Origin of the sequence: Arthrobacter sp. YD2 (genome assembly GCF_030410475.1) — a bacterium.
GTDB classification, from domain to species: Bacteria; Actinomycetota; Actinomycetes; order Actinomycetales; family Micrococcaceae; genus Arthrobacter_B; species Arthrobacter_B zhangbolii.
On sequence record NZ_JAUHHB010000001.1, the window covers coordinates 503,868 to 529,117 of the forward strand.

Genomic DNA, 25,250 nt, shown 5'->3' on the forward strand with positions numbered 1-25,250 from the left:
CTGTCAGGCCCCGGAGCGTGGACGCGCCAGGACCCCGATTTCGGTGCCGGCCTGGTTGTAGATCCGCAGGGTGTCGCCGTCGACGTCGGCCGCTGTACCGGCGGAAAGCCATTCATCCACGTCGTGGCAGAGCATCATGGTGGAGGCCATGTCCTGCAGGGTGACGCGGGTGCCCTCGATGCTCCAGTGGCCCATCAGCCGGTTGCAGCCGTCGGTGCCGCTTACCCGCCCGCCGGGATCAAACTCCAGCGACGGTGCCTTCGGGTTGGCCGTGTCTCCCCAGGCCCCGGTGACGTCGGCGTCCGGGGCGGTGCCGCCGTCGTCCGGTGAGGCGCTGTTGGCGGCGTCCCCGCAGGCCGCCAACAGCAGGGCGGCGGGCAGCACCAGTGCCAGCAGTGCCCGGCCCGTCCACCGGGACATCACAGCCACTTATTCCGCTTGAAGGTCAGGTAAAGGACTATCCCGGTCACCAGCATTCCCAGCAGGGCCAGCGGATAGCCGAACTGCCAGGACAGTTCCGGCATGTTCTCGAAGTTCATGCCGTAGACGGTGCCCACCAGGGTTGGCGCAAACAGGATGGCGGCCCAGGAGGAAATCCGTTTCACCTGCTCGTTCTGCTCAATGCTGGTTTCGGCCAGCCGGTTCGAGGCCAGCGTGGAGGACAGGGTCAGTGCGTTTTCCAGGATGGCGCGGTACGCGTTGGCCCGGTCGATCAGCCGCAGCACGTGGTCCAGTACATCGCCCAGGTTGTCCCGCAGCTCAGCCGGAACGCCGTACTGGTCAGCGTTGTTGCGCAGTTCTCCCACTACGGTTTGCAGCGGGGAGATGGCGCGCTGGAACTGGATCACCTCGCGGGAGAGTTCGTAGATGCGGCGGGAGACTTCGGCGTCGCCGCCGAACAGTTGGTCCTCAATCTCGTCAATGTCGTTTTCAAGTCCGGCTGCCACCGGAGCGTACTCATCCACCACCTGGTCCAGTACGGCGTACAGCACCGCCTGCGGCCCGAGCATCAGCAGTTCCGGTTCCTGCTCCAGCCGCTTGCGCACCCGGGCAAGGTCAGGGGATTCGGCGTGTCGGACGGTGACCACAAAGTTGGGTCCCACAAAGAGGTGCAGCTCCCCGAACTCCACGCGTTCGACGTCGTCCAGGTAGCGGGCGGGGCGAAGCACCACAAACAGCTGCTCGTTGTACTGCTCCAGCTTGGAGCGCTGATGGCCGGCCAAGGCGTCTTCGACAATCAGCAGGTTCAGCCCGAACTCTTCGGCCACGGCCAGCAGCTCTATTTCGTCCGGCCGGTAGAGGCCAATCCAGGCCATGCCGCCGGAGGTTCGGGTCAGCTCGAAGGTCTCGTCCAGGCTGTCCGGGTCGTGACTGCGTTTGCCGTCCACGTAGACCGCATTGTCGACCAGCGTCATGGACATTCCCCTAGCGTCGAAACCCTTAGTGCCGGCAGCATTACCGGCAGCGGTCCGGGCGCCGGACCATGGCCCATTATCCTCGTTCCCGCCCTGTTGCGGCCATCGGCGCCGCACCGTTACCCGGGATCAGGCATTTAGGCCCGGCGCCCCGAAAGCTCAGAACCGCCAGATGAGCGGCACGTACAGCACTGCGGCGGCGAGGAAAACCAACGAGAGCGGCAAACCGAGGCGCCAGTAGTCTCCGAAGCGGTATCCGCCGGGCTGCATCACCATGAGGTTGGCCGGGGTGGCGATGGGGGTGAGGAAGGCGGCGGCCCCGGCCACGCTGAGTCCCATCATGAAGGGCAGCACGCTGACCCCGAGCGTTTGCGCGAAAGTCACCGCTACCGGCCCCATCACAAGCACGGTGGCCACGTTTGAGATGAACTGGCCCAGGATGAGGGCGAGGACGCAGATCACCAACAGGGCCAAATGCGGGGACACGTCGCCGGCTGAATCCAGGACCAGAGCGGCGATCCCATCTGCCGCGCCCGAGGAAACGAAAGCCGAGGACAGCGGGATAAGCGCGCCAATGAGGACCACGGTGCTCCAGGAAATGGCCCGGAACCCCTGCGGCACGGTCACCACCCCCAGGAGGACCAGGGCGGCTGCAGCCAGCAGCCCCACCATTACCGGCGGGAGGAGGCCGGTTGCCAGCAGCAGGATCGTGGCGGCCAGCACGGTAAGGCAGCGGCGCCATCCGCGTCCCAGCGGTACGCCCCGCTGGAGGATATGCGGCGGTTCGACGGCGATGACATCAGCGGACTGCACGTAGCGGCGCAGCGCGTCCCAGGGGCCGTGGACCAGCACCGAGTCGCCGGCCCGCAGCGTCAGGGTCCCGGGCGGGGCGGGATCATCGGGAGCCGCATCGGCGGTCCCGCCGCGGTGCAGCGCGACGATGACCAGGTCTTCCCTCTGCGTGGTCATGCCTGGGCTGACGATCCGTCCGATCAGCGTTGAACGCGGAGCGACGAGGACCTCGACGGCACCCATCTTTCCCGTAAACAGCCGTTCCGTGTCGAGGTCGGCTGTATAGCTCTCGCGCCAGGACTTCACCCGGGCCCGCGGGTCGGCGCCCGCCTCCGCGAGCCGCTCGGGCGTGCGTCCGGGCAGGAGCCTGCGGCCGAGGAGCACTACCAGGAGCGTTGTCACCACAACCAGGGGGAGCCCCACCAGGGCAAATTCGAAGTACCCGAACTCCCGCCCGCCGGAGCTGGCGGAGAGGTCGGAGACGATGATGTTCACGGGAGTTCCGGTGAGGGTCAGCAGCGATCCCGCACTCGCGGCGAAGGCCAGCGGAATCAGCATGTGCGAGGGGACGACGCCGGCCCGCGCGGTTGCGACGACGACGACGGGCAGCAGTGCAGCGACGGCGCCGTTAATGCTGATCACCGCGGAGAGGAGTGCAGCGACGGCCATGATGGTGATGAGCAGGCCGGTGCGGCTCAGGGAGGAGCGAAGTTCGAGCTGCTGTCCGATCCAGGCAGTGATTCCCGTGGCGTCGAGGGCCTCGCTGAGAACGAACAACGAGGCAATAAACAGGGTGATCGGGTCACTGAAACCCTGCAGGGCTTCGTTTAGCGTGAGCACACCGGTGGCCCACAGTGCCACTGGAACAAAGAGCGCGACGATCACGAGGGGCACCCGGTTGGTCATAAATCCCGCGACTGCCAGAGCGAGGACCGCAAAGGTGGCGAGCATGGGCGGGATCATGCGACCGGGCTTTCGGTTGTATCCACTTCTCACCCCTGGGTCGGCGCCCGACGGCTGGAGAACGCGGGATTTTCCCCGTTTCAATAGCCTGCCTCCGGAACCCATGCAAAGCCATAGCGGCACCAACTGGGCGGCGCATTTCTCCTGTCATCGGCGTACCTGCTCATCGGCGTATCCCGATGCCGTTGTCCGGGTGGGGGAGAGAGGGTGCAGACCTATTCGGTCCGGAAAAACGGCTTTGTCGGTGCCGGCCCGTTGTCCTGCCCACTGTCTGGGCCGGAGCCCGTGCCGGTGCCTGCCCCGCCGCCCGTGCTGCCATCCGCTCCGGTGCCTGCCCCACCGCCCGTCCCGGTGCCTGCCCCGCCGTCCGTGCCGCTGTCTGTCCCGCCGTCTGTCCCACCATCCGCGCCGCTGCCTGCCGCGCCGCCGCCTGCCCCGCGGTCTGCCCCGGAGTGCGCTTCCCGGGCGGCGGCACCTGGCCGCCGGCCGCCATGCAGTGCCCGGAGGGCGTTGAGGATGGCCGCCAGGTCCACCGCTTCCTGCGTCAGGGCGCCGGCCACCGCGGGAATGAACCCGAAGGCGGCGGTCAGCATCAGCCCTACGCTCAGGATGATGCCCAACCAGATGCTGCTCAAAGCCACCCGCATGGTCCGGCGGCCGATCTCCACGGCGTCGGCCACCCGGCTGATGTCGTCGGCCACCAGCACAACGTCGGCGGATTCGCTGGCGGCGGTGGAGCCGCGCGCCCCCATGGCGATGCCGACGTCGGCGGCCGCCAGCACCGGAGCGTCATTGACGCCGTCGCCCACCATAATCACCGGCCGGGGCGAGAGCGTGCGTACCGCGTCCACCTTGTCCGCGGGCAGCAGCCCGGCCCGGACATCGGTGATCCCGAGTCCTGCCGCCACGGCGCCTGCCGTGCCAGGACCATCTCCTGTCAGCATCACGGTGCGCCGGATGCCGAGTGCGGCCAGGCGGTGCAGGGTGGCGGCGGCGTTTTCCCGCACCGCATCACTCATGATCAGGGTGCCGGCAAAGTGTCCGTCGATGCCGACGTAAACCACCATCTGGCCCGGTTCAAGGTGTGCCGGAACCGTGTCAGCGGCGGTTTCAGCCACAAAGCGTTCCTTGCCCACGCGCACGGTGTGCCCGCCCAGCACGGCTTCCACACCGTTGGTTGCCACTTCCCGGGCGTCCCGGGAGGACTGGAGGGCAAGTCCGCTGGCCGCGGCTGCCTGCTGCACCGCGGCGGCAAGGACGTGGGAAGAGTACTGCTCTGCGGAGGCAGCCAGGCCGAGCACGTCCTCCGCGCCAAAGCCGGGCTGCGGACGGACCTCCACGAGTTCGGGCTGCCCGTGCGTCAGGGTGCCGGTCTTGTCGAAGGCCGCACTCTCGGCTTTGGACAGCTGCTCCAGCACGGCTCCGCCCTTGACGATGATCCCGGCGCGGGCCGAACGGCTCATGCCGCCCAGGAATGCCACGGGAGCGGCAATCAGCAACGGGCACGGCGTGGCCAGGACCAGCACCTCGGCAAACCGCACGGGGTCACCGCTCAGCGCCCACGCCACCCCGGCGATCAGCAGCGAAACTGCAGTGAAGGGAACCGCGAAACGGTCCGCAAGCCGGACCACCGGTGCCTTGGACCCCGCGGCTTCGGCCACCAGTGCGACAATGCGCTGGTACTGGCTGTTCTCCGCCGTGGCGGTGGCCCGCAGCAGTACGGCGCGGGTGCCGTTGACCGAACCGCTGAGCACAGCGTCGCCGGCGTAGCGGGTAACCGGAAGCGGCTCACCGGTCAGCGAGGATTCGTCAAAGCCGCCTTCGGGGGAGACCAGTTCTCCGTCCACCGGCACCACTTCGGCCGGACGGATCAGCAGCAGGTCACCGGCAACCACCTCCGTGGCCGGAATGTCCTCGGCGGCCGCTGTGGTGTCGCCGCCGGGAAACCGGTGCGCACGCTGCGGTGCGCGTTCCAGCAAGGCATCCAGTTCACCGCGGGCCCGACCGGCGGCATAGTCTTCCAGGGCCTGCCCGCCGGAGAGCATCAGCACAATGATCAGCGCCGCCAGGTATTCCCCCACGGCAACCGTGGCCGCAATGGCGATAACCGCCAGAATGTCCAGCCCCCAGTTGCCGGCCCGGATGTCCCGGACCATGCCCGCAGCGGTTTTCAGTGCCACCGCCGAGGCGAAGAGGCTGGCGGTCCAGGCAGCGGCAGTGCCCGCACCGGCCCACTGCAGCAGCAGAACCGCCACACCCGCCAGCACGGTGGCGAACACCAGCGGATAGCGGCGGACCGCGCGGGGGAGACGGAACAGAGTGGCCATGTCTCTGTTGTAAGCCTGTCGGTGCAGGGTTTCCAGCAAGCGAAACCTCACCTAACTACCGCGCCAGGCATTCGGCGGGCTAGAGGACGCGGCGGCTGAGCAGGCCGGACGTCAGGAGCAGGAGCCCGACGGCGAGGGGCCAGAGCAAATACATGCTCAGGAGGGCGCCGAATGCGGCAACTGCCAGGCAGGTCAGCATGGTGCCGCACACCAGGATCAGGCCCAGGGTGATCCGGAGAAGGCCGCGGTGTGGTGACGGAAGGGGCGGAAGCCATGCGGGACGCTCGTCAGTCCAGCTCATCCGGCAATTTTAGGGCGGGACGGGTCCATGCGCACCCACTCTGCGCCGGTTTTTCTGCCCCAGCCAGCCACTTCGGCTCTTCACGGTGTGCCAGGCACGTGAAAGGATGGCGACACCCTGCCGCCAACCCTTCGGAGTTTGCCCTCATGGACCAGAGCGACCTGTTAATTGATGCCTTCGGACGCCTCCCCGACACGGTTCGCCGGACCGTCCAGGATCTGGACGCCGACGCCCTGAACCACCGCCCATACCCGGAAGGGAACTCCATTGCCTGGTTGATCTGGCACCTTGGCCGGGTGGAGGACGCCCAGATTGCCGACGTCGCCGGGCAGGAACAGGCCTGGACCGCGGACGGCTGGGCCAAACGGGTGGGGTTGCCGCTGGCCGTGGAGGACACCGGGTACGGGCATACCTCCGAGCAGGTGGCGCAGGTGCGGGTGCATTCCGCCGAGGTGCTGCTGGGCTATTACGACGACGTCCATGCCCGAACGGAAGCATTTGTTTCCGGGCTCTCCGCACAGGACCTGGACCAGGTGGTGGACCGGGCCTGGGATCCGCCCGTCACGTTGGGTGTCCGGCTGGTGAGCATCCTCGCGGACTGCCTGGAACACGCCGGTCAGGCCGCTTATGTTCGCGGCCTGGTGCTGTCCCGGCGTTCCTAGGTTTCCCCGGCAGCGGGGCCGGGTCAGCCCAGCGAGACCAGGAGTTTCTCGCAGGCGTTAAGGCAGCGCCGGCAGGCGTCGGCGCAGATCCGGCAGTGCTCATGCATGGACGCGTGCTGCTGGCATTCCTCCGCGCAGGCAGCGCAGGCTGCCATGCAGGCATGTAGCAGGGCGGCGGTCGCGGGGCCCGTGGTTGCTGTCCGGGACAGCACAGCGGCCGTGGCGGCGCAGATTTGCGCACAGTCCAAATTGGTGCGGATACAGGTGACCAAATCGCCGAGCATGTCCTCGCCCAGGCAGGCGTCTGCGCAGGCATTGCAGACGGAGGCACATTCGCCGCAGGCTTCGAGGCATTCGGCCAGCAGCCGGGGATCTGCGGCGCGGGGGCCGGCGGGGTGGCTTTCGAGCATTTTGGTGATCACGGACATGGGATTCTCCTTGATTCCGGTGAGCTTGCCTTCGGCCGTGCCCGGCCGTGGCCTTGCCACCACCGTAACGACACCTCGCAGGACTTCCAAAGGGGGCTTATGGTTTGGCCACGGCCCGGCGGCGTGATTAGAATCGATGTAGCCTAGCGGGTGGTTATCCGGCGTGATGTCGGCTTTGATGCCGAAGGCGATGCCGGACCCGCGCCGTGTGGCGCAGTTTGGGGCTTTAGCTCAGTTGGTAGAGCGTTTCGTTCGCAATGAAAAGGTCAGGGGTTCGATTCCCCTAAGCTCCACAGATCCGAAGGGGTCCGCTTTCCCTGTTAGCAAGGGGAGCGGGCCCCTTTTTCATGTTCCTCAGGGCCTGTCCATGCTGCAGGTCCTTTCCTGTTCCGGGTACCGGAAATATACCCCTACCGTAGGTAGTGTTCTATTGGTACAGTGCCAGCCATGGACACCACTACAGCCTCGTCAGGCACCCTCAACGCCCGCTCCCTCCTGCTGCCGTATCTGCTGGCCCTGGTTGCCGCCATGGCATTGGTCCAAGCCGTCATCGCCCTGACCGGGGGAGGAATCGGCGTTGCCGGCGGCGCATTGACCGCTGCGGTGGCCGCCGGAACCGCAGCCTGGATCTGGCGCAATTACCGCCGGCTGACCCGGATCCGCTTTGGACTGGCCATCGCCCACGTCATTGCCTTCCTCGCCGTCACCGCGTCCTTTAACCTGCACGCCGTCATTCGGCTGTTCGCCTTGGGATCAGACGGAACGGAAGCGCAGGCGGCGCAGGAGCTGCTGGCAACGCCCTGGTTCGGAGCCACGCTGCTGATGAGTGCCGTGTGGGGGACCGGCGTGCTGATCCACCTGGCCGGGTCCGTCCTGGGCCGTGGGTGGGAGGATTAAGGGGTGGCACATCCCTCAGAGGAAGAGGAATGGATCCGGGCGCGAATCGCCTCCTGGGTGGAGACTTACAAAAAATCGATGCTGACACCGGTGATTCTGCGGGTGGTGGCCGAGCACCAGCCGGTCACAGTGGCCGGCATTGCCGCAGGGGTTGCCTCCGGTACAGGATGGAAGATCACCGAGCGCAGCCTCTACCGGACGTTGAAACGGCTTCAGGACGCGGGACTCCTGCATGGTGAAGAGGTGGAGGTGCCCCGGACCGGAGCCCGGCGGAAGGACATTTCCCTGACCGGGCCGGGCGAGCAGTTCCTCGCCGGCATCAGGGCGAACCTCGTTGAATAGCCCGGTGCGGTGCCGGGCCTAAAGGGAATGGCGTGCAGCTCATGAGGATCCTCGTCACCGGTTCCACTGACGGACTGGGGTACGCCGCGGCGGATGCGCTGCTCGCCGCCGGACACGACGTCGTCGTTCATGCCCGCACCACTGAGCGGGCTGCCGCCCTCGAACCGCTGCTGGACCGCGGTGCGGAAGCAGTGGTGGCCGACTTTGCGGACCGGGACTCGGTACGGAACCTGGCCGGGACCCTGAACACGGGCAACCGCCTCGATTCGGTGATCCATAACGCCGGTGTGGAAACCGGTCCGTCCGTGCTGGAAGTCAACGTGGTGGCACCCTACCTGCTCACCGCCCTGCTCGAGGAACCGCAGCGGCACATCTACCTGAGCAGCAGCTCCCACTTCAGCGGCCGTCCCTCACTGTCCGGCGCCGACTGGACCGGCGGAAAACCGGGATCCTACGCGGACAGCAAACTCTACGTGACCACGTTCTCCGCCGCCCTTGCCCGCCGCCGTCCGCAGGTGCTGGCTAACGCGGTGGATCCGGGCTGGGTGCCTACCAAAATGGGCGGCCCGAACGCGCCGGATGATTTTGCCCTGGGCCACGAAACCCAGGAATGGCTCGCGGCCAGCGAGGATCCCGACGCGCTCACCAGCGGCGGCTACTGGTACCACAGGAGGCGCAGACAGCCCCACGCCGCTGTTCTGGACACCGCTTTCCAGGACGAACTGCTGCAGGCCCTCGCAGCGGAAACGGGTACTGCGCTCTAATACCCCGGGTCGGGGGATTCCGGCGGGGGAACCCGGCGGTGGGCTTCGGCGGATGCTTCCGGCGGGCTGGGGATTCGGCGGAGGCTTCCGGCGGGCTGGGGATTCGGCGGGTCGAGCTTCCGTCCGGGGAATTCCGGCGGGGGCTCGGCCGGTCAGGCCCGCTTGTTCAGGACGGCGCGCTCGGCTTTCTCCCGCCTCATTCGGGCCAGGAGCAGAATGATGATCGGCAGGCCGAAGAATGCGCTGAACAGTATGGGCCCTGCTGCCTCACGGAGGAAGGCGGTGAGGGCACCGACCGCAATCAGCGCCGCTGTAGTGCCGAGCAGGAGCATCGGGGCTTTCTTGTCGACGCCGCTGCGCCGGAGCAGGAGTCCAATCCCGGCTGCGAGCACCGCACAGGTCAGGACCAGCCACAGCACCGCCAGCACTCCAAGGGCCGGGGAAAGGGCCCGGTCACTGGTGAACATGGTGGCTGCGCCGAGCCCGTTGGCGATCATCAGCGGAATGGCCAGGACACCGGCAGCCACCCGCCGGCTGGAGGACTGCGGGGGCAGCGGAGGCTGGGGTGTTTCCCGGTAGCCGGTCTGGTGCGCATACGCGGGATACCCGGTGTCGCTGCGGGCCTCGGCCATGAGACGGACCTTTCCTTGTGCCTGGTACCTGGTACCTGCCTGGCGATTGTGTCCAGTGAGTACGTGATCCCCGGGAATCAGCGCAGGATGCACCGCCGGTGGAAACCCGATCCTACTAGGGGTGGGGGACACAACACCGGACGGCCCACGGTTGCGGGGCCGGGCTGCCTACGCTGGAAACATGAAAGTCACTGGCGTTATCCGTCCTGTCGAAACCCGGGAACTGGAAGCCGAGGGTGAGAGCTTCCTGGAAGCGCGCGAAGCGCTGCAGGCGCAGGTCCCCGAAGGCTGGCAGCTGATCATGGTGACCACCCACCCATAGCGGGGGCCGGTTAGACTCCCGGCATGAGCATCACCCTTCACCGGATGACGGCCGCAGACGCGGATGCCGTTACCGCATTCCTCTCCGCCAACCGCTTCCCCTTCCATATGAACCCTGCTCCAACGGGGGAGCAGGCCGCGTCGCGGGTGGCCGCCGGCGACTTCTGGAGCGGGGAGTCGCAGGGCTATTGGATCCGGTCCGACGGCGAGGACGTGGGCATGACGGTGCTGGAGGACCTCGAGGACGATAATCCGGTCTTCGACCTGCGGCTGGCGGAAGGCTGGCGCGGGAAGGGACTCGGCGTCGACGTCGTCCGGGCCCTGTGTCGCCTGGTCTTCACCGAGATGCCCGGGATAGTGCGGTTTGAGGGCCAGACCCGGGAGGACAACATCGCCATGCGTAAAACGTTTGTCCGCGCAGGGTTCGTGAAGGAAGCGCATTACCGTCAGGCGTGGCCCACGGCAGAGGGTTCCCGGGTCGCTTCCGTGGCCTATGCCATACTTCGGACTGACTGGGAAAACGAGACGGTCACACCCTTTGAATGGAACGATCTGCCCGGCTGATGGGTGGGACTGGAGCTAACGGTGCGCGGAGACTCGGCTATTGCGGTGCGGGGGCTGACCAAACGGTTCGGCCGGGTCGCTGCCGTGGACGATTTGTCCTTCGAGGTGGAGGCAGGCAGCGTGTTTGCCTTCCTGGGCGCCAACGGAGCAGGTAAATCCACCACAATCTCCTGCCTCACCACTGTGCTTCCCTTCGACGCCGGAACAGTGGAGGTGGCAGGGCACGATGTGGTGCGCCGCGGCAACGGAGTCCGCGAGGCCATCGGCGTGGTCTTTCAGGATTCGATGCTGGATCCCATCCTGACGGGCAGGGAGAACCTGCAGACCCGGGCGAGGTTCTACTCCCCGGACAAGGCCGCGAACAATGCCCGGATCCAGGAATTGAGCCGTCTGGTCGGACTCGAGGATTTTATTGACCGGCGCTACAGCACGTACTCGGGCGGGCAGCGGCGGCGCGTTGATATTGCCCGTGCCCTGCTGCACTCGCCGTCGATCATCTTTCTGGACGAACCCACTGCCGGGCTGGATCCGGCCAGCCGCGCAATAGTCTGGTCCACCATCCATGACCTGCGCGAAAACCAGGGCCTGACCGTTTTCCTCACCACGCACTACATGGAGGAAACCGAGGAAGCGGACCGGGTCTGCGTGATCGAGAAGGGCCGGATCATCGCGGACGGAACGCCCACCACGCTGCGGGCACAATACAGCCGCAGTGTCCTGTCCATCACCTCCGCTGATCCCGGTGCCCTGCGCATGCTGGCACGGGAGACGGGAGTGGACGTCATCGGCGGTGAAGCCAACATGGTCCGGCTGGCTGTGGAGCGCTCCGACACGGCCCGGGAGCTCCTCGCCGAACACGGCGGCAACGTGCTGGACTTCGAGTTCCGCCACGGCACCATGGACGATGTATTCCTGGCCCTCACCGGCCGGACGGGGGACGCCGAATGAACGTGGTTATGGACATTACCGGCAGGAACCTGCGCCTGTATTTCCGGGACCGGCTGAATGTTTTCTTCTCTCTGCTGGGCGCGCTGGTCCTGTTCCTGCTCTATACCCTCTTTCTGGGCAACCAGCAGACCCAGGGCCTGGCCGAGAGCTTTCCGCAGGCCTCGGAAGAGGACATCAAGGGCTTTGTTGACGCCTGGATGTTTGCCGGAATTGTCGGCATCACCGCCATCACCACGGGCCTGGCCGCCGTGAACGTCATTGTGGATGACACTGCCACAGGCCGCTTCCGGGACTTCCTTGTCTCGCCCATCGGCCGCGGGCAGCTGGTGCTGGGCTATCTTCTGTCCACGGTGGTGATTGCACTGATCATGACCACCGTGGTGTTTGCCGTGAGCCTGGCCTACCTGGCCCTGGCCGACGGCGTGTTCCTCAGTGCGGGAGAGCTGGCCCGCACCTATGGATACCTGGTGCTCAGCTGTACCGCCTTCGGGGCGCTTAGCTCGTTCATTGTCACGTTTGTCCGCACTCCCGGGTCCTTTGCTGCCCTGTCCACGCTGGTGGGCACCATCCTCGGCTTCGCGGCGGGCTCCTACATTCCGGTGGGGGCGTTCCCGGAGGGGGTGCGCAACTTCGTGAGTGCGCTGCCGTTCCTGCAGGCTTCCATGGTGGTCCGCCAGGAAATGACCGAAGGTCCCCTGAGCGCGGTGACGGACCAGCCGCAGGCGGTCGACGAGGTGGAGCGGCTGTTCGGCATCTCGGCCTATGTGGGGGACTGGGCGGTGCCCACGGGCTACGTTGTTCTGGTCCTGGTGGCCATGGTTGTGGTCTTTACCGTCCTCGCCGCGGTGCGGATCCGGTCCCGCATTCGCTGAGCGGGTTCGACGCCGGCCACAGTTACGTGCCGGCCGGTGTTCCGGTTGCTGTGCCGGGGCCGGCGTTGTGGACCGTCGTGCCGGTCGATGTGCCGGTTGCCGTGCCCGGGCCGGCGTTGCGGGCCGCCTCGATTCGCAGCCCCAGGTTTTCCAGACCTGCACGGATCATTGCGCCGTAGCCTTCGGTGCCCAGTACATCCGCGGCGGCGAGACCCAATACATGGTGGCGGCGTGCCTTGCCGGGCTCACCGCGGCGGAGGTAGCCGTCGCCGAGGTTCAGGTGCAGCGAGGGTGCAAACCCGCGGGCTGAGGGGATGCCGAGAGGCACCAGGTCCCCGTCCCGGACGCCTGCATACTCAGCCAGGGCGGCCTCGTCCCAGGCTATTTCAGCTGGCAGATCCGATTCCGTATCTGCCAGATAGTGCGCCAGGATGCATCGGTGGGCGTGCTCGCCCGGAACCGTACCTTCCCAGCACGCGAGGAGACGCTGTCTTCCTTCGGTCCGGTTCCCGCCCAGAGCCACTCCCACGGCGTCAGTGATTTCTGCCCACGATGTCATCCGGGAAGCCTAACCTGCTCCGGCGAGGAGCCTCCCTGTCACAGGGTCAGAACGGTGCCGGTTCGGGGCAGGTCTGATCGGTGTCCCGGTGTTCCATTTTCAGGAAGGGCTCAGTCCGGTAAACCCGGCCCGAGGGCGAGGTCCACTCCATCACGCCGGGTGCTGGTTGGCGTGCCGTCCAAAACCCCAACGTCTTGAACCGGTGGTGCCGGCGGCATAGGTGGGCGAGGTTTCCATGGTCCGTTGTGCCACCCTTTCCCCACTCCGTGGTGTGGTCGATTTCCGAGACTGCAGTGCTAACCCTGCAGCCAGGAAACCGGCAGGTCCCGTCCCGGGCCCTTAGCCATCGGGCCAATCCGGCAGGGACTTTTCGGCGCCTGCCAACCCCGAGGATCTCTCCGGTATCCGGATCCTGAACCAAACCGGTCCACCGGGTAGCTGTGCGGGCCAGCCTACGGGCCGCTTCGGCACTGATTGGGCCGTACCCGTGCAGCTCGGCCGGTTCCTCGTTGGCACCGAATAGAGTCTCGGCGCTGATGAGGACCATAATCTCTGCCCGCGGTAGGAACGCGTCGGGGTCGGCATCCTTGGATCCGCTGCCCCCTCCTGGCTGGGCTTCATTGCCGGCACCTGCACGGTTGCGCCCGCCGGACGGGACGGAACCCAGACCGCCCATAAGGAGCTGGGCCAGGATGTCTGCGCGCAGCTGGTCCGTGGTCCTGGAGTCCCCTGCCGTCCGTTCGCCGCGGGCCGCTGTGGAGAGCGCCGTGTAGATCTGCTGGGCGTCCGCCGCCGGCAGATGCGCGGACAGCCATGACATGCCGTCCTCGTCGCGGTCCAGAACAACCCGCCGCTTATCAAAGGCGGTCAGGTGCCGTTCGGGAATGGTCCGGGGATATGTCCGCTCCCGCAGTCGCCGGGCCTGGGCAGAGAACTGGGCACGGGTTGTGCCTTCGGCCTTGTCCAGCAGTTCGGATTCGAACCCGGGACGTTCCGACGCTGGAACGGTCTCGCACTGATCCAACACCACCTGGGCATGGGCATAGGAGAAGCGCCCTTCTTCGAGCCCGGACAAGGTAGCGGTATGGGCTTCGCAGAGCCTGGCCGCCTCCGACATCATGGCCTGCGCGGTGGTCTGCGGGACGGTCAAAACGGCGGCGCATTCCGAGGCTGCCAAGCTAAATGCCAGTCCGGGTTCTTCCCGGCCGAGATCTCTTGCAGAGACCTGAGCGGAAGAGTTCTTCCAAGTGATTGATCAGGCGCGTTTCCTGAGCCTGTGCCCAGCGGACCAAATGGGCCATGCGGGCCAGCACGTCGCAGGTGGCCTGTTCATCAAAACTGTCCCAATTCTTCAGCGTCAGGATCCCCGTGAACCCGTCCGGAAAATCTGCGCTGGCGTCTGCCGCTGCAGCAGGTCCACTGGTACGTCCGGCGTCGGCGGCCGTACCGTAGTCGGCCGTACCGCCGCCGTCGGCATGGAAAACCGCGAGCGTGCGCGGGGTGCCGGCGCCATCCTTATTGCCAGCATGGCCTTCGGCCGTCTGGTGTTGTGTCCCTGATTCTTCGGTTATCCGTTCGGTACTACCGAGCTGACCCATGCCTAAGGATTTCATCCGGCACTGACATTTTCGGTCCCGAAATGAGCCGAAAAACCGTTCGTCGTTGACCGAAAAATACCTGTCTTTAGGAGCAACCTACTTACTTTGAATCCGCCGTCGGGCTGCGTAGTCAGCTGGCCGCCGTCGTCGCACACGGCGCCGCCAGCGGCGTACTCGACCGGCCGCCGCCGCCGGTCACCCGCCCGCCACTCCAGAGCCTGCGCCCTCAGCCGCCTGAGCCAGCCTCCTCGCCGGCGTCCACCTCGTAAATGATCTCCAGCCCGTCCTCGTCATCCCACTGCTCGCCGTTGGCCACGAAACCGTACTGTTCCACCAGCCGGCGGGACGCTTCATTATCCGGGCTGATGGTGGCCCGGACTACGCGGATGGAGGGTTCCTGCGCGGCAACGGCCAGCAGCGCCTCCAACGCGGCCCGGGCATAACCCTGCCGCCGGTACGCCGGGTCCACCGAATATCCCACTTCCACCATCCCGGCATCGTCGGGCGGCCCGTGAAACCCGGCCAGTCCCACAGCCCGCCGCAGCTCGGGATCGTAAACGGCCCGAGTGATCCAGACAGCGTCGCCGGGGTGCTCCTGAAGCTGGGCACTGCGGATCCGCCACAGCGGCTGGCGGTCCCGGGAGAAATGCTCGGTCAGTTCCAGGGGTGCCTGACGGTTGGCGCCGTCCAGATCGCCCGCCGCCAACGCGTCGATTACCCCGCGGGGAAGCTGGATCAGCTGGATGCTCCTGAGTGCCGCTGCCAATGCTGGCTCCTTTGCCGGTTCCGATACCGCTTATCTGCGTCCGGGGTTACGACCCTAACCTGATCCCCGCCAGACTTGAAGAAACCCCGCAGCGGCACCGGAAAGGGACACTGAAATGGGCACCGATTCCGTACTGATCATCGGATCCGGTCCGGCGGGCTACACCGCGGGCATCTACGCCGCACGTGCCGGGCTGAAGCCGCGCATCCTGGCCGGGTCCGTCACGGCCGGAGGGGCCCTGATGAACACCACCGAGGTGGAGAACTTTCCGGGCTTTGCCGACGGCATCCAGGGCCCGGACCTCATGGAAAACCTGCGCAGGCAGGCGGAGAAGTTCGGTGCCGTGGTGGAGTACGACGACGCCGTGTCGGTGGATCTTGCCGGGCACACCAAGAAGGTGGCCGGGGGAAACGGGCAAAGCTACAAGGCCCGCTGCGTTATCCTCGCCACCGGCTCGGTGTACAAGGAACTCGGTCTGCCGGAGGAGAAGAAACTCAACGGCCGCGGCATCTCCTGGTGTGCCACATGTGACGGGTTCTTCTTCCGCAACCAGGCCATTGTTGTGGTCGGCGGCGGGGACTCAGCCATGGAGGAAGCACTGTTCCTGACCCGCTTCGGGGACTCCGTGACCGTCGTCGTACGGCGAGACACCCTGCGGGCCTCGCGCATTATGGCCCAGCGGGCGCGGGACCACGCCAAAATCCGCTTTGAATTCAACTCCGAGGTCACCGCCATCCACGGTGAGGACAAGGTCACCGGACTGACGCTTACAGACACCGTCACCGGGGCCACCCGCGAGCTTCCGGCCCGGGGAATTTTCGTGGCCATCGGGCATGCTCCGCGGACGGATCTGCTGGCGGGCCAGGTGGAGCTGGATGAGAACGGATACATCAGGGTGGCGGCGCCCACCACGCAGACCAACCTGGACGGGGTGTTCGCCTGCGGGGACGCGGTGGACCACCGCTACCGGCAGGCGATCACCGCAGCCGGGACCGGCTGCTCCGCGGCACTGGACGCCGAACGGTATCTTGCCGCTGTTGCCGACGCCGACAGCATCGCCACTGCCCTGGTGGAAGGCTCGCTCAACGGATAGCGCCGCTCCTGGTAGAACTAGGCGCCGGTGAAAGTCAGCACCAGCAGGGTGACATTCAGTCCCACCAGCAGCACGGAGACCACCACTCCCAGCGCCGTGGTCACCCAGTGGTTCCGGTACGCGCCCATCAGTCCCCGCTGCGCGGTGAGCCAGACCAGCGGGATCAGCGCAAACGGAATACCGAAGGAAAGGATCACCTGGCTCAGGATCAATGCCCAGGTGGGGTCGATGCCGACGGCGAGGATCGCCAGTGCAGGCAGCAGCGTGATCAGGCGGCGCAGGAGCATGGGGATGCGGACTTTCAGCAGCCCCTGCATGATCTCGGCGCCGGCATAGGCACCCACCGATGTCGAGGCCAGGCCGGAGGCCAGCAGGCCGACGGCGAACAGCGTCGCCACCGCGCCGCCCAAGGAAGCGCCGATGGCGGCATGGGCGCCCTCGAGCGAATCGGTGCCCTCCACGCCCTGCAGGGAACTGGCGGCCAGCAGCAGGATGGCGAGGTTGACCGAGCCCGCTACCGCAAGGGCTATGGTGACGTCCCACTTGGTGGCCTTGATCAGCCGGGGTGTGGTCAGCGTGGCGGAGCGCTGCGGGAAACGGTCCCGGGTGAGGGCCGAATGCGCGTAGATGGCGTGCGGCATGACCGTGGCCCCGAGGATCGAGGCGGCAAGCAGCACAGACTCGCTGCCTTCAAAGCGGGGCACCAGGCCCTCGACCAGTGAGGAACCGTCCGGCGGACTGATGAAGACACCGGCGGTGAAACCGACGGCAATAACGGCCATCATGGTCACAATCACGTACTCGAAGCCGCGCTGCCTGCCGGTGTTCTGCAGCTGGAGCACCACCATGGAAATGACTCCGGTGATGATCCCGCCCAGCAGCAGGGGCAGGTCAAAGAGCAGCCAGAGGGCCACGGCGCCGCCAATAACTTCGGCCACGTCGGTGGCCATTGCCACGAGTTCGGCCTGCAGCCAGTACAGCCGCCGGGCCGGCTTCCGCCCGATCCGCTCACCCAGCAGTTCGGGCAGGCTGCGTCCGGTGACCAGCCCCAGCTTGGCGGAGAGGTACTGGATGAGCCAGGCCATGATGTTGCCGACCACCACCACCCAGACAAGCAGGTAGCCAAACTTGGCGCCGGCGGTCATGTTGCTGGCAACGTTGCCGGGGTCCAGGTAGGCGACGCCGGCTACGAGTGCCGGGCCGAGAAGCAAGAGGATATTGCGCGGCCGGGTGGGTGGTTGCGGACGGGCGCCTGGGGCGGTGGGGGTCATCTGAGCGCGAGCCATGACAGCAACCTAGCAGTTTAAGTTCGGCATGCCTAACAATTATTGCGGGAGTGCCTCCACGCCGGTGAAATGTTGCCTCAGCCCCGGAACAACCCGGCCGGAACAACCCCGTTGGAACATCCCCGGGGACGGTTCCGGATACGCCGAAGGCGTGCACCTTCCGGTACACGCCTTCGATCGGTTGGTAGGGAAGGGGTTAGGCCTGCGGTGCGTAGGACGGCTGGCCGGGGTTGCTGGCCTGGCCAAACGGACCCTTGGTGGCCTGCGGGCCAAAGTAACGGACCGAGCTGTAGGAAAGGTAGAAGTACATGATGGTGCCGAAAAGGAACAGCAGGACCGCCATGATGGCCGTCTGGCCGAAGACCTTTGCAAGATTGATGGACAACAGCACCAGGGCCACGAGGTTCAGGACCGGCACCAGCATGGCGAGGAACCACCAGCCGGACATGCCGGCAATGCGGAAGAGCAGCACCTGGGCATACACGGGCACAAAGGCCTCCCAGGGCTTGCGCCCGGCCTTCTTGAACATGCCCATCATGGCTAGTCCGCCCAGGACTATGCCAATGATGCCGAAGACAAGCATGGAGCCAAACAGTGCACCGGCCCCAACGGTGGTCTCCGTGGTGGTTGTGCCGAATTCGGAGGCAGAAAGAACAGACGGAAGAATCGAGACTGGATTGATCATGCCGAGAACGATATTTGCTCCGGGGTAGAAGTCAAGGGCCCGGCTCGTGTTTGTTGAACGTTTATTTTTTCGTTTCATTACCGGTTACGGCAGGGCGTTTCCACGGGAGATATCCGGTGACTTCCAGCTGCAGGGAATAGCTCAGAAAAGTGCGGATAAGCACGATGACGGCCAGTATCCCCACCGATTCGAAAGTGGGGGTAACCGCCACGGTACGGATGATGTCCGCCGCGACCAGCAGCTCCAGCCCCAGCAGAATGCTTCGGCCCAGCCGCTGGCGGTATTCCTCGTATACCGGCCCGCGGTGCTGCAGAGCCGCCGCCGCCGCTGCAACGGTGGCGGCCAGGGCACCCAGCACAATGGCCGCCACGCCTGCCAGGTCCATTACCTGCCCCACGGCCTCGATCACATGCTGGAAATCCACTCAGCCCCGCCACCTTATGTCCGTCTGCGTACGTCCATCAGCACCCGCGGGCGGGCCGGCGTCAAGAGTGTGCGCCCGGGCGGGGGCCTCCGGCATGGGATCGCGTCCAGCAGCTGTCCGGCGGACGCTCAGGCAGCAGCAGGGACCGGACGGTAGTAGAAGCGGAAGTCGTCGTAGGGATCACGCCAGGCGGAGTCATCCCGCGGGATCCGGTGCACCGTAGCGGCGGGAGTCCACCGATTGTGCGCCAGCCCGTCGTCGTCGATCCAGTGCAGGAGGACGTGCGTCCGTGTCCAGGCCGCCGCTTTGGCGTCAACGGTGCCGCTGGCCGTGCGGCACCGGACATACGGCTCCCGCCGGTAATGGGCGTGGGTGACGGGTCCGGCGGGAACAACAGCGGCAGTGGAAGCCGTCAGGACGGAACGGGAGGTCTCGGAGGAGCGCATGCCTCCACTCTGGCAACCGGCACTGACATTCCCGGGCGGGGCCGCCTGGCCCTGCAGGTGCTAGGAGGCGAGGTCCCGCCACTTGGCGGCCGCACGGTTGGTCAGGTCCGTTCCGCGGGCCACGGCGCGGCGCGGCATCATGCGGATTACCGGTGCCAGCCCGTGCCCGGCCTCGTCGCTGTGTGCCGCGTTTTGCGCCGTCTGCACCATCGAGGCGTCCCGGGCCGTAGCCACGGGGCGGTTCAGGACCAGGTAGGCAATACAGATGGGGAGGAAGAGCAATGACACCAGGGTGAGTGCCCCCAGCCCGTACAGGGCCAGGGCGGCGTGGAAGGGAGACCCGAAGAGGGAGGCGATGAAGTCTGCGGCGCCGATCAGCATCCAGAGCCAGAAAACAGCGATCAGCACGAGCCCGCTGCGTGCCCGGCGGTAAAGCATGGTGGACCGCCTCCGCGCAGAAGGCATGGCCTGAGACTGACTGCCCATTCGGTTGTTCTCCCCAACTAATGTCCAAATGCGGACCTAATGCAGATAATAGCCGGTTTTTACCGAAATGGCGGATAGGATGTGCGCCCGTTCGCCGTGTTGCGGGCGTGTGCCGGTCAGCCTTCCGGCTGCGGATCCGTCCGCACCCGCCGCAGTCGCGGACTGTTGGGATTCAGCAGGGAGTGGCGGTACCCGTAGAACCCGTAAATGAGCATCCCGATGAGCAGCCAGATACCGAAGCGCAGCCAGGTTTCCCAGTGCAGCTGCAGCATCAGGAATCCTGATGCGAGGACGCCGAAGGCGGGTACCCAGGGCATCAGCGGCAGCCGGAATTCCCGCGGCGCATCGGGCTGGCGGTAGCGCAGCACAATCACGGCTACGCAGACCACCACGAAGGCGGCGAGGATGCCGATGTTGGTCAGGTCGGCAACGGCGCGGATGGGGAAGAACCCGGCGAGCAGGGTCGAGGCGCCGCCGGCTATCCAGGTCACCCGCTGCGGTGTGCCGTGCCTGTCCGTGCCGGCGAACCAGCCGGGCAGCAGCCCGTCACGGCTCATGGAGAACCAGACCCGGGTTACACCCAGCAGGAAGGTGAGCATCACAGTGAGGATGGAGAGGACGGCAAAGGCGGAAATCACCGTGGCAATGACCGGCAGGCCGGCGGACTGGAACGCGGACGCGAACCCCGCGGTGGGGCTGATGTCGCGGTAGTTCTGCATCCCGGTGAGCACCAGTGTGGCCAGCACGTACAGCACCATGGCCACGGCCAGGGACAGCAGGATGGCCTTGGGCATGTGCTTTTTGCCGTCCTTGGCTTCCTCGGCGGCAGTACTCATGGCGTCATAGCCGAACACCGCAAAGAACACGGTGGCGGCGCCGGTGAAGACCGCCCCGAAACCGCTGGGCATAAACGGGGTGTAGTTATCCGTGTTGATGTAGAAGATACCCAACCCGACAATGAACAGGATCAGCAGCACCTTCAGGCCCACCGCCACCAGCTCGAAGCGGCCGAAGGTCTTGGTTCCGCGGCTCAGGATCCAGGTGATGAACAGGCAGACGACGGCGGCGGGCAGGTTGATCACCCCGCCCTCCACGGTGTCCCCGGTGCCCTGCATCCACACCGGCATGTCAATGCCGAACCCGGCGAGAAACTCGGTGAAATAACCTGAAATGCCAATCGCCACCACAGCCACAATGGCGGTGTATTCCAGCAGCAGGTCCCAGCCGATGAACCAGCCGATGAGTTCGCCCAGAGCCACGTAACCGTAGGTGTAGGCGGAACCGGCACGCGGCACCATGCCGGCGAATTCGGCATAGGACATGGCAGCTGCGGCACTGGCCAGACCCGCCACGAGGAAGGAAATCAACACGGCGGGGCCCACCGGTGAGGCGTCCGGGCCGCCGTTGGCCACCAGCCCGGCAAGGGTAAAGATGCCGATGCCGATAATGCCGCCCACGCCGATGGCCGTCAGTTGCCACAGCCCCAGGCTCTTGAAGAGTTTGTTGCCGGTTTTTTCGTCGTCGACGTCGTCAATCGGCTTCCGCCGCAGGACTGAACCTTTCCCGCCTGAAGTGATGGCCATATCCGCTCCCATCCGTTTGCGGCGTCCGCCGCCGGGACCGGGTGCCGGAAGAGAGACCCGGCACCCGCTACGGCAGAAGTATGGACCCGCAGCGTTCGGGTGGGTACCCCGCCGGGGCACTTTTCCCCGGCCGGAGGGCAGCCCGCCGCAGCATCAGGGGATCAGATCATAAACAGGCTCAGCACCCAGACGGCGCCGAAGCCGGCAAAACCCTGCACCGCGGTGGCAGGCGTCAGCGTGCGGTAGGCCGTGGCCGTGGGGATCCGGCTGAACTGGGACACCACCCAGAAGTAGGAGTCATTGGCATGGGAGACCACCATGGCTCCGGCGCCGATGGCCAGAACCGCCAGCACCGGACCCGCGCCCGTAGCCAGGCCAAGGGGCTCCAGCAGCGGCAGCAGCATGGCCGAGGTGGTCACCATGGCCACCGTGGAGGAGCCCTGGGCGGTCTTCAGCGCGGCGGAAATGACGAACGGCACGGCGATGCCCAGGCCCAGCGTGGCGAGGTTGTCGGAGAGGAAGGACGTGATCGGGCTCTTGCCCAGCACTCCGCCAAAGGCCGCACCGGCGCTGGTGATCAGCAGGATGGGAGCGGCCAGCACAATGGAGTCGGTGATGTTGGTGTTGAAGGTGGCCAGCTTGCCCTTGCCCTGGAGCAGGAACACGGCTGCTACCAGACCGAAGGCCAGGGCGATGACGGGCGTGCCGATGAAGGTGAGGGTGGCGGCCAGGCCGCCGTCGCCCATCGGTGCGCCGGGCAGCTTGGCGATGGAGGACAGGCAGATCAGCAGGATCGGCAGCAGGATCGGCAGGAACGCCATAAAGCCGCTCGGCAGTTTGCCGTACTGCGTTTTCAGGTCTTCATAGCTGACATCCGCCTCTTCGGCGGGAACCGGCAGCAGCTCCACGTCCTTCTTCAGGAAGCGGTTGGCGAAGAGCAGTGCGGCGCCGGCGGATACTGCGGCCACCACCAGGCCCAGGCCGATCAGCAGGCCCAGGCTGTCCACCACGTTCAGGTTGGACGCCGCAGCCAGCGGCCCGGGTGTGGGCGGCACCATGGTGTGCGTGGCGTACAGGCCGGTCATCAGGGCGATGGACATGGCCACCAGGGACACCTTGGCCCGCTCCGCCATGGCCTTTTTCAGCGAGTTGAGGATGATGTAGCCGGAATCGCAGAACACCGGAATCGAGACAATGTAGCCGATGATGCTCATGGTCAGGGTGGGGAAGCGCGTGCCCAGTACCTTGATGAGCGCATCGGCCATGGCAATCGCTCCGCCGGAACGTTCCAGGATCACGCCGATCATCGTGCCGAACAGGATCACCAGGCCAATATTGCCCATGGTGTTTCCGAACGCCGTGGTAATGGTCGGAATGATTTCCTCAACGGGCAGCCGGAAAGCGAATGCGCCAATGAAGGCCGCCCCGAGAAGTGCCAGGAAAGGCGAGATTTTCAGCTTTGCCGTGACAAAGACAATGCCGATTACCAGCACCAGCAGTATTACCAGATCAATCATGGGGTTCCTTTAGAGTGAAAAACGTCGATGTTTATCAACAGGACAAATCATGGAATCACGCGTGTTTGGCAAGTCCAAAACGCCGCGGTGACCGCCCTGCGGCCGCCAGGCCTGAACAGGCGCGGGCCGCAGCATCCTCGATGAGGAGCTCTGCATCTTCGGTGAGCTCCTCAAGCGTTGCCGGTCCGCGGGCCAGGGACACCGCGGTGGTGATCCCGGCGTCCCGGCACTCGGCAGCACTGAGCCGAACCGTTCCGGCCACCACCACCAGGGGACTGGCCGCCGGCGCGAGGCGGCGGACCGCGTCCACCACCTTGCCGCCCAGTGACTGGGTGTCCAGGCAGCCCTCCCCGGTCAGGATCACGTCGGCGCGTGCCAGTGCGGCCTGCAGGCCAACAGCATCGGCCACCAGTTCCGCGCCGGGAACCGTTTCCGCTCCGAGGAGGGCAACCAGGGCCAGCGGCAGGCCGCCGGCCGCACCGAAGCCGGGGGTGGCGAGGTAGGTGTCCGGGTCCGCGTCAGGACGCAGTGCCGCGAGGACCCTGGCAAGGTTGGCCAGGCCAGCATCGAGCAGCGCCACATCCTCCGGTCCGGCCCCTTTCTGCGGTCCGAACACGGCTGCAGCGCCGTGGCTGCCGCAGAGGGGGTTGGCGACGTCGACGGCGACCCGCCACTTCACGGCCGTTGCGCGCGGATGCAGTCCGGACGTGTCCACGGTGCTGATCTTCGCCAGTCCGCCACCCCCGGGAGCCGCAGGGGCGCCGCCGGCTTCGAGGAAACGTACTCCGAGCGCGCTGAGCAGCCCGGTGCCGCCGTCGGTGCTCGCTGACCCGCCGATGCACAGCAGGATCTCTTCGACGCCTTCATCAAGGAGGCTGCGGGCAATGGTGCCCACGCCGTAGCTGTCTGCGCGCAGCGGCTGCAGGGGTACGTCCGAGACGGCGGGAAGCCCGTTGCCCTCGGCCGCTTCAATGATCCCGATGCGGCCGTCCGCGGAGATTCCGTAGCGGGCCATTTTCGCCCGTCCCAGGGCGTCCGTGGCGGGCACCAGCAGCGGCGGGCGGCCCCAGGCGGCGAGCAGGGCGTCGAGGGTCCCTTCACCTCCGTCAGCCATTGGAATCTCGATCATCTCGGCGTCCGGACCCAAAGCGAAACGCGCACCGCGGGCCATGGCTGCGGCGGCCCCGGCAGCAGAGATACTGCCCTTGAAGGAGTCCGGGGCAACGACGATGACGGGCGGAGGGAAATCAGGCACCCACCCAACTTTAGGGTGTCGGTACTCACAGGCCTATGTTTGGAGTAACCACTGATTACCGTTTATCCACGGCCGAAAGTAGGCACAACGCACAGTGTCAGGCCCGCGCTGCCACCAGGGCCAGCTGCAGGGTCAGCGCATGCCGGACGTCCCGCGGGTTCAGCGCCGTGACCTGCGCAATCCGTTCCAGGCGCTGGATCACGGTATTGCGGTGGGTAAACAGCCGGCGGGAGGTCTCCGAGATGGAACTGCCGGTGCCGAGGAACGCGGCGAGCGTTGAGCGCTGGGATTCGGACAGCTCTGCGATCCGGGCGGCCAGATGCCGGGCGCTTCCGCTGGGCATGCAGGCGACCGCCAGTTCTGCGCTCAGGTCCTGAAGCCCCAGGACGGCTTCATCCGCCGGCAGGAGCTCCGGGCGGGCCGCCAGCTGCCCCAGGGTTGCGGCGCTTTCGTGCAGCGGCCCGTCCGCGGTGCAGGCATCGCCCAGGAGCAGAACCGAACTGCTGCCGGCCGCGGCAGCCAGCGCGGCGTCGTCGTGCGCGTCCAGCAGGATCCAGAGGGCACCCTGAAAGGACGCCCAGCGGTAGCGGCCGGAGCGGGAGAGGAAATCGGTGAGTTTGCCGGCGTCAACCGGAAGGCGGTGGATGGGACGTCCGTCCGCGGCGCGCGCCAGGACCGCCGCGATGCGCCACGGGCCGGGCAGGGACGGCGAGCCGCCGGCCAGTGCACGCTGTACCGATCCGGGCTCGAACCCGCCGTTGAGCAGGCGTCCCAGCAGGTCTCTGTCGAGCGCTTCCCGCAGCGCTTTGGCATCCATTTCCCGCTCACGCTCGAGCAGCAGGCGGATGGTGAGGACAACCACGTCGGCCAGCGGCAGCACGACGTCGGGCGGTCCGGTGAGTCCCACCACCCCCACAACCGTGCCCTCAAGGGTGATGGGACAGTTCACGCCGGCGCGCATTCCGTCCTGTTCCCCGGGGTGCCGGATGACCACGGGGTTGCCGGTGGCTGCCGCCTCCCGGGCACCTGCATGCAGGCTGCCGATGCGGGCGGCATCCCGGGAGGCGATGATGATCCCGGCGGCGTCCATCACGTTGACGTTGTGCTGGAGCGTGGGAGAGATGCGGTCCACGACGCGTTGCGCCAAGGCACTGCTGAGCGGCGCTGACATGTCCCCAAGTCTAGAGGGGCGGACACATTGCTTCCCTTCCGGCGGTCCCGCCCGGCGCCCCCGTCCCGGCCCCGTTCCTGTCCCGGCCGGACCCTTGCGGGGCATGGGCCCGCGCCACACAATTGAGGCAGTTGTTCCACCCCGCCGCCGGAC

At 66.4% G+C, this 25,250-nt stretch carries 29 protein-coding genes and 1 tRNA gene; 10 read left to right on the plus strand and 20 right to left on the minus strand.

Translation table 11 applies throughout. From position 1 onward, the window contains the following. Positions 1-3: 3 nt before the first annotated feature. From QWJ37_RS02510 to QWJ37_RS02530, 5 genes are all read right to left on the minus strand, one after another. Positions 4-420 (minus strand): META domain-containing protein, encoded by a 417-nt coding sequence (locus QWJ37_RS02510; protein ID WP_290243866.1) that lies wholly within the window; start codon positions 418-420, stop codon positions 4-6. After that, the gene (corA, locus tag QWJ37_RS02515) at positions 420-1,415 is read right to left on the minus strand and encodes a magnesium/cobalt transporter CorA (RefSeq protein ID WP_227902843.1); all 996 of its coding nucleotides are present in this window, start codon (positions 1,413-1,415) and stop codon (positions 420-422) included. The genes QWJ37_RS02510 and corA overlap by 1 nt, the downstream gene beginning before the upstream one ends. Positions 1,416-1,574: 159 nt before the next feature. Beyond that, entirely contained in the window at positions 1,575-3,158 is a 1,584-nt protein-coding gene (locus QWJ37_RS02520) for an SLC13 family permease (protein WP_290243869.1), read from the minus strand. A 227-nt stretch (positions 3,159-3,385) separates the two neighbouring features. Further along, positions 3,386-5,497: a heavy metal translocating P-type ATPase gene (locus QWJ37_RS02525; RefSeq protein WP_290243871.1), complete on the minus strand. Its 2,112-nt coding sequence runs from the start codon at positions 5,495-5,497 to the stop codon at positions 3,386-3,388. 79 nt (positions 5,498-5,576) lie between these two features. Next, positions 5,577-5,798, minus strand: a complete 222-nt coding sequence (locus tag QWJ37_RS02530; protein WP_290243873.1) for a hypothetical protein — start codon at positions 5,796-5,798, stop codon at positions 5,577-5,579. A gap of 146 nt (positions 5,799-5,944) precedes the next feature. Here QWJ37_RS02530 and QWJ37_RS02535 point away from each other — a divergent pair, with 146 nt between their 5' ends. Continuing rightward, complete coding sequence (locus QWJ37_RS02535) at positions 5,945-6,460, plus strand: DUF664 domain-containing protein (protein WP_290243875.1); 516 nt, start codon at positions 5,945-5,947, stop codon at positions 6,458-6,460. A 23-nt stretch (positions 6,461-6,483) separates the two neighbouring features. Here QWJ37_RS02535 and QWJ37_RS02540 read toward each other — a convergent pair whose 3' ends face one another. Beyond that, complete coding sequence (locus QWJ37_RS02540; RefSeq protein WP_290244821.1) at positions 6,484-6,870, minus strand: four-helix bundle copper-binding protein; 387 nt, start codon at positions 6,868-6,870, stop codon at positions 6,484-6,486. Between the two features lie 238 nt (positions 6,871-7,108). Between QWJ37_RS02540 and QWJ37_RS02545 the strand changes: the two genes are divergently transcribed. From QWJ37_RS02545 to QWJ37_RS02560, 4 genes are all read left to right on the plus strand, one after another. Continuing rightward, a tRNA-Ala gene (locus tag QWJ37_RS02545) sits at positions 7,109-7,181 on the plus strand. A gap of 154 nt (positions 7,182-7,335) precedes the next feature. Further along, positions 7,336-7,785 (plus strand): hypothetical protein, encoded by a 450-nt coding sequence (locus QWJ37_RS02550; RefSeq protein ID WP_290243877.1) that lies wholly within the window; start codon positions 7,336-7,338, stop codon positions 7,783-7,785. 3 nt (positions 7,786-7,788) lie between these two features. Next, positions 7,789-8,127 (plus strand): PadR family transcriptional regulator, encoded by a 339-nt coding sequence (locus QWJ37_RS02555; RefSeq protein WP_290243879.1) that lies wholly within the window; start codon positions 7,789-7,791, stop codon positions 8,125-8,127. A gap of 41 nt (positions 8,128-8,168) precedes the next feature. Further along, the gene (locus QWJ37_RS02560; protein WP_290244822.1) at positions 8,169-8,891 is read left to right on the plus strand and encodes an SDR family NAD(P)-dependent oxidoreductase; all 723 of its coding nucleotides are present in this window, start codon (positions 8,169-8,171) and stop codon (positions 8,889-8,891) included. A 152-nt stretch (positions 8,892-9,043) separates the two neighbouring features. On the opposite strand, the gene QWJ37_RS02565 is transcribed toward QWJ37_RS02560, so the two are convergent. Next, a complete protein-coding gene (locus QWJ37_RS02565; RefSeq protein ID WP_290243880.1) occupies positions 9,044-9,523 on the minus strand; it encodes a hypothetical protein in 480 nt (159 codons plus the stop codon). Positions 9,524-9,704: 181 nt separating this feature from the next. Here QWJ37_RS02565 and QWJ37_RS02570 point away from each other — a divergent pair, with 181 nt between their 5' ends. The 4 genes from QWJ37_RS02570 to QWJ37_RS02585 are packed head-to-tail and all read left to right on the plus strand — an operon-like array spanning position 9,705 to position 12,228. Further along, complete coding sequence (locus QWJ37_RS02570; RefSeq protein ID WP_227902833.1) at positions 9,705-9,845, plus strand: hypothetical protein; 141 nt, start codon at positions 9,705-9,707, stop codon at positions 9,843-9,845. A 23-nt stretch (positions 9,846-9,868) separates the two neighbouring features. Further along, positions 9,869-10,408 carry a GNAT family protein gene (locus QWJ37_RS02575; RefSeq protein WP_290243883.1) on the plus strand — a complete coding sequence of 180 codons (540 nt, stop codon included), beginning with the start codon at positions 9,869-9,871 and terminating at the stop codon, positions 10,406-10,408. A gap of 3 nt (positions 10,409-10,411) precedes the next feature. After that, positions 10,412-11,356 carry an ABC transporter ATP-binding protein gene (locus QWJ37_RS02580; RefSeq protein WP_290243885.1) on the plus strand — a complete coding sequence of 315 codons (945 nt, stop codon included), beginning with the start codon at positions 10,412-10,414 and terminating at the stop codon, positions 11,354-11,356. Next, entirely contained in the window at positions 11,353-12,228 is an 876-nt protein-coding gene (locus QWJ37_RS02585; protein WP_227902830.1) for an ABC transporter permease, read from the plus strand. Before QWJ37_RS02580 ends, QWJ37_RS02585 begins: the two co-directional genes overlap by 4 nt. A 22-nt stretch (positions 12,229-12,250) precedes the next feature. Here the strand turns inward: QWJ37_RS02585 and QWJ37_RS02590 are convergent, their stop codons facing one another. The 4 genes from QWJ37_RS02590 to QWJ37_RS02605 form a co-directional block, all read right to left on the minus strand. Continuing rightward, positions 12,251-12,787: a hypothetical protein gene (locus QWJ37_RS02590; protein ID WP_290243887.1), complete on the minus strand. Its 537-nt coding sequence runs from the start codon at positions 12,785-12,787 to the stop codon at positions 12,251-12,253. Between the two features lie 46 nt (positions 12,788-12,833). Next, the gene (locus tag QWJ37_RS02595) at positions 12,834-13,964 is read right to left on the minus strand and encodes an HNH endonuclease signature motif containing protein (RefSeq protein WP_290243888.1); all 1,131 of its coding nucleotides are present in this window, start codon (positions 13,962-13,964) and stop codon (positions 12,834-12,836) included. A 1-nt stretch (position 13,965) separates the two neighbouring features. Further along, positions 13,966-14,385, minus strand: coding sequence for a hypothetical protein (locus QWJ37_RS02600; RefSeq protein WP_290243890.1), 420 nt, complete (start codon positions 14,383-14,385; stop codon positions 13,966-13,968). Positions 14,386-14,611: 226 nt separating this feature from the next. Continuing rightward, positions 14,612-15,151 carry a GNAT family N-acetyltransferase gene (locus QWJ37_RS02605; protein WP_290243892.1) on the minus strand — a complete coding sequence of 180 codons (540 nt, stop codon included), beginning with the start codon at positions 15,149-15,151 and terminating at the stop codon, positions 14,612-14,614. A 115-nt stretch (positions 15,152-15,266) separates the two neighbouring features. On the opposite strand from QWJ37_RS02605, the gene trxB reads away from it, so the two are divergent. After that, entirely contained in the window at positions 15,267-16,244 is a 978-nt protein-coding gene (trxB, locus tag QWJ37_RS02610; RefSeq protein ID WP_290243894.1) for a thioredoxin-disulfide reductase, read from the plus strand. Positions 16,245-16,261: 17 nt separating this feature from the next. Here trxB and QWJ37_RS02615 read toward each other — a convergent pair whose 3' ends face one another. From QWJ37_RS02615 to QWJ37_RS02655, 9 genes are all read right to left on the minus strand, one after another. Continuing rightward, positions 16,262-17,530, minus strand: coding sequence for an Nramp family divalent metal transporter (locus QWJ37_RS02615; protein ID WP_290243896.1), 1,269 nt, complete (start codon positions 17,528-17,530; stop codon positions 16,262-16,264). Positions 17,531-17,726: 196 nt separating this feature from the next. Further along, complete coding sequence (locus tag QWJ37_RS02620; protein WP_290243898.1) at positions 17,727-18,215, minus strand: DUF5684 domain-containing protein; 489 nt, start codon at positions 18,213-18,215, stop codon at positions 17,727-17,729. A gap of 61 nt (positions 18,216-18,276) precedes the next feature. Continuing rightward, the gene (locus QWJ37_RS02625; protein WP_227902823.1) at positions 18,277-18,639 is read right to left on the minus strand and encodes a DUF1622 domain-containing protein; all 363 of its coding nucleotides are present in this window, start codon (positions 18,637-18,639) and stop codon (positions 18,277-18,279) included. A gap of 128 nt (positions 18,640-18,767) precedes the next feature. After that, on the minus strand, positions 18,768-19,085 hold the full coding sequence (locus QWJ37_RS02630; protein WP_227928417.1) for a hypothetical protein: 318 nt from the start codon (positions 19,083-19,085) through the stop codon (positions 18,768-18,770). Positions 19,086-19,145: 60 nt separating this feature from the next. Next, positions 19,146-19,571 (minus strand): hypothetical protein, encoded by a 426-nt coding sequence (locus tag QWJ37_RS02635; protein WP_290243903.1) that lies wholly within the window; start codon positions 19,569-19,571, stop codon positions 19,146-19,148. A 116-nt stretch (positions 19,572-19,687) separates the two neighbouring features. After that, positions 19,688-21,154, minus strand: coding sequence for an amino acid permease (locus QWJ37_RS02640; RefSeq protein WP_290243905.1), 1,467 nt, complete (start codon positions 21,152-21,154; stop codon positions 19,688-19,690). A 161-nt stretch (positions 21,155-21,315) separates the two neighbouring features. Then, complete coding sequence (locus tag QWJ37_RS02645; RefSeq protein WP_227902819.1) at positions 21,316-22,671, minus strand: GntP family permease; 1,356 nt, start codon at positions 22,669-22,671, stop codon at positions 21,316-21,318. A 55-nt stretch (positions 22,672-22,726) separates the two neighbouring features. Then, entirely contained in the window at positions 22,727-23,926 is a 1,200-nt protein-coding gene (locus tag QWJ37_RS02650; protein WP_290243909.1) for a glycerate kinase, read from the minus strand. 97 nt (positions 23,927-24,023) lie between these two features. Beyond that, positions 24,024-25,097, minus strand: coding sequence for a sugar diacid recognition domain-containing protein (locus tag QWJ37_RS02655; RefSeq protein WP_290243910.1), 1,074 nt, complete (start codon positions 25,095-25,097; stop codon positions 24,024-24,026). Positions 25,098-25,250 lie beyond the last annotated feature (153 nt).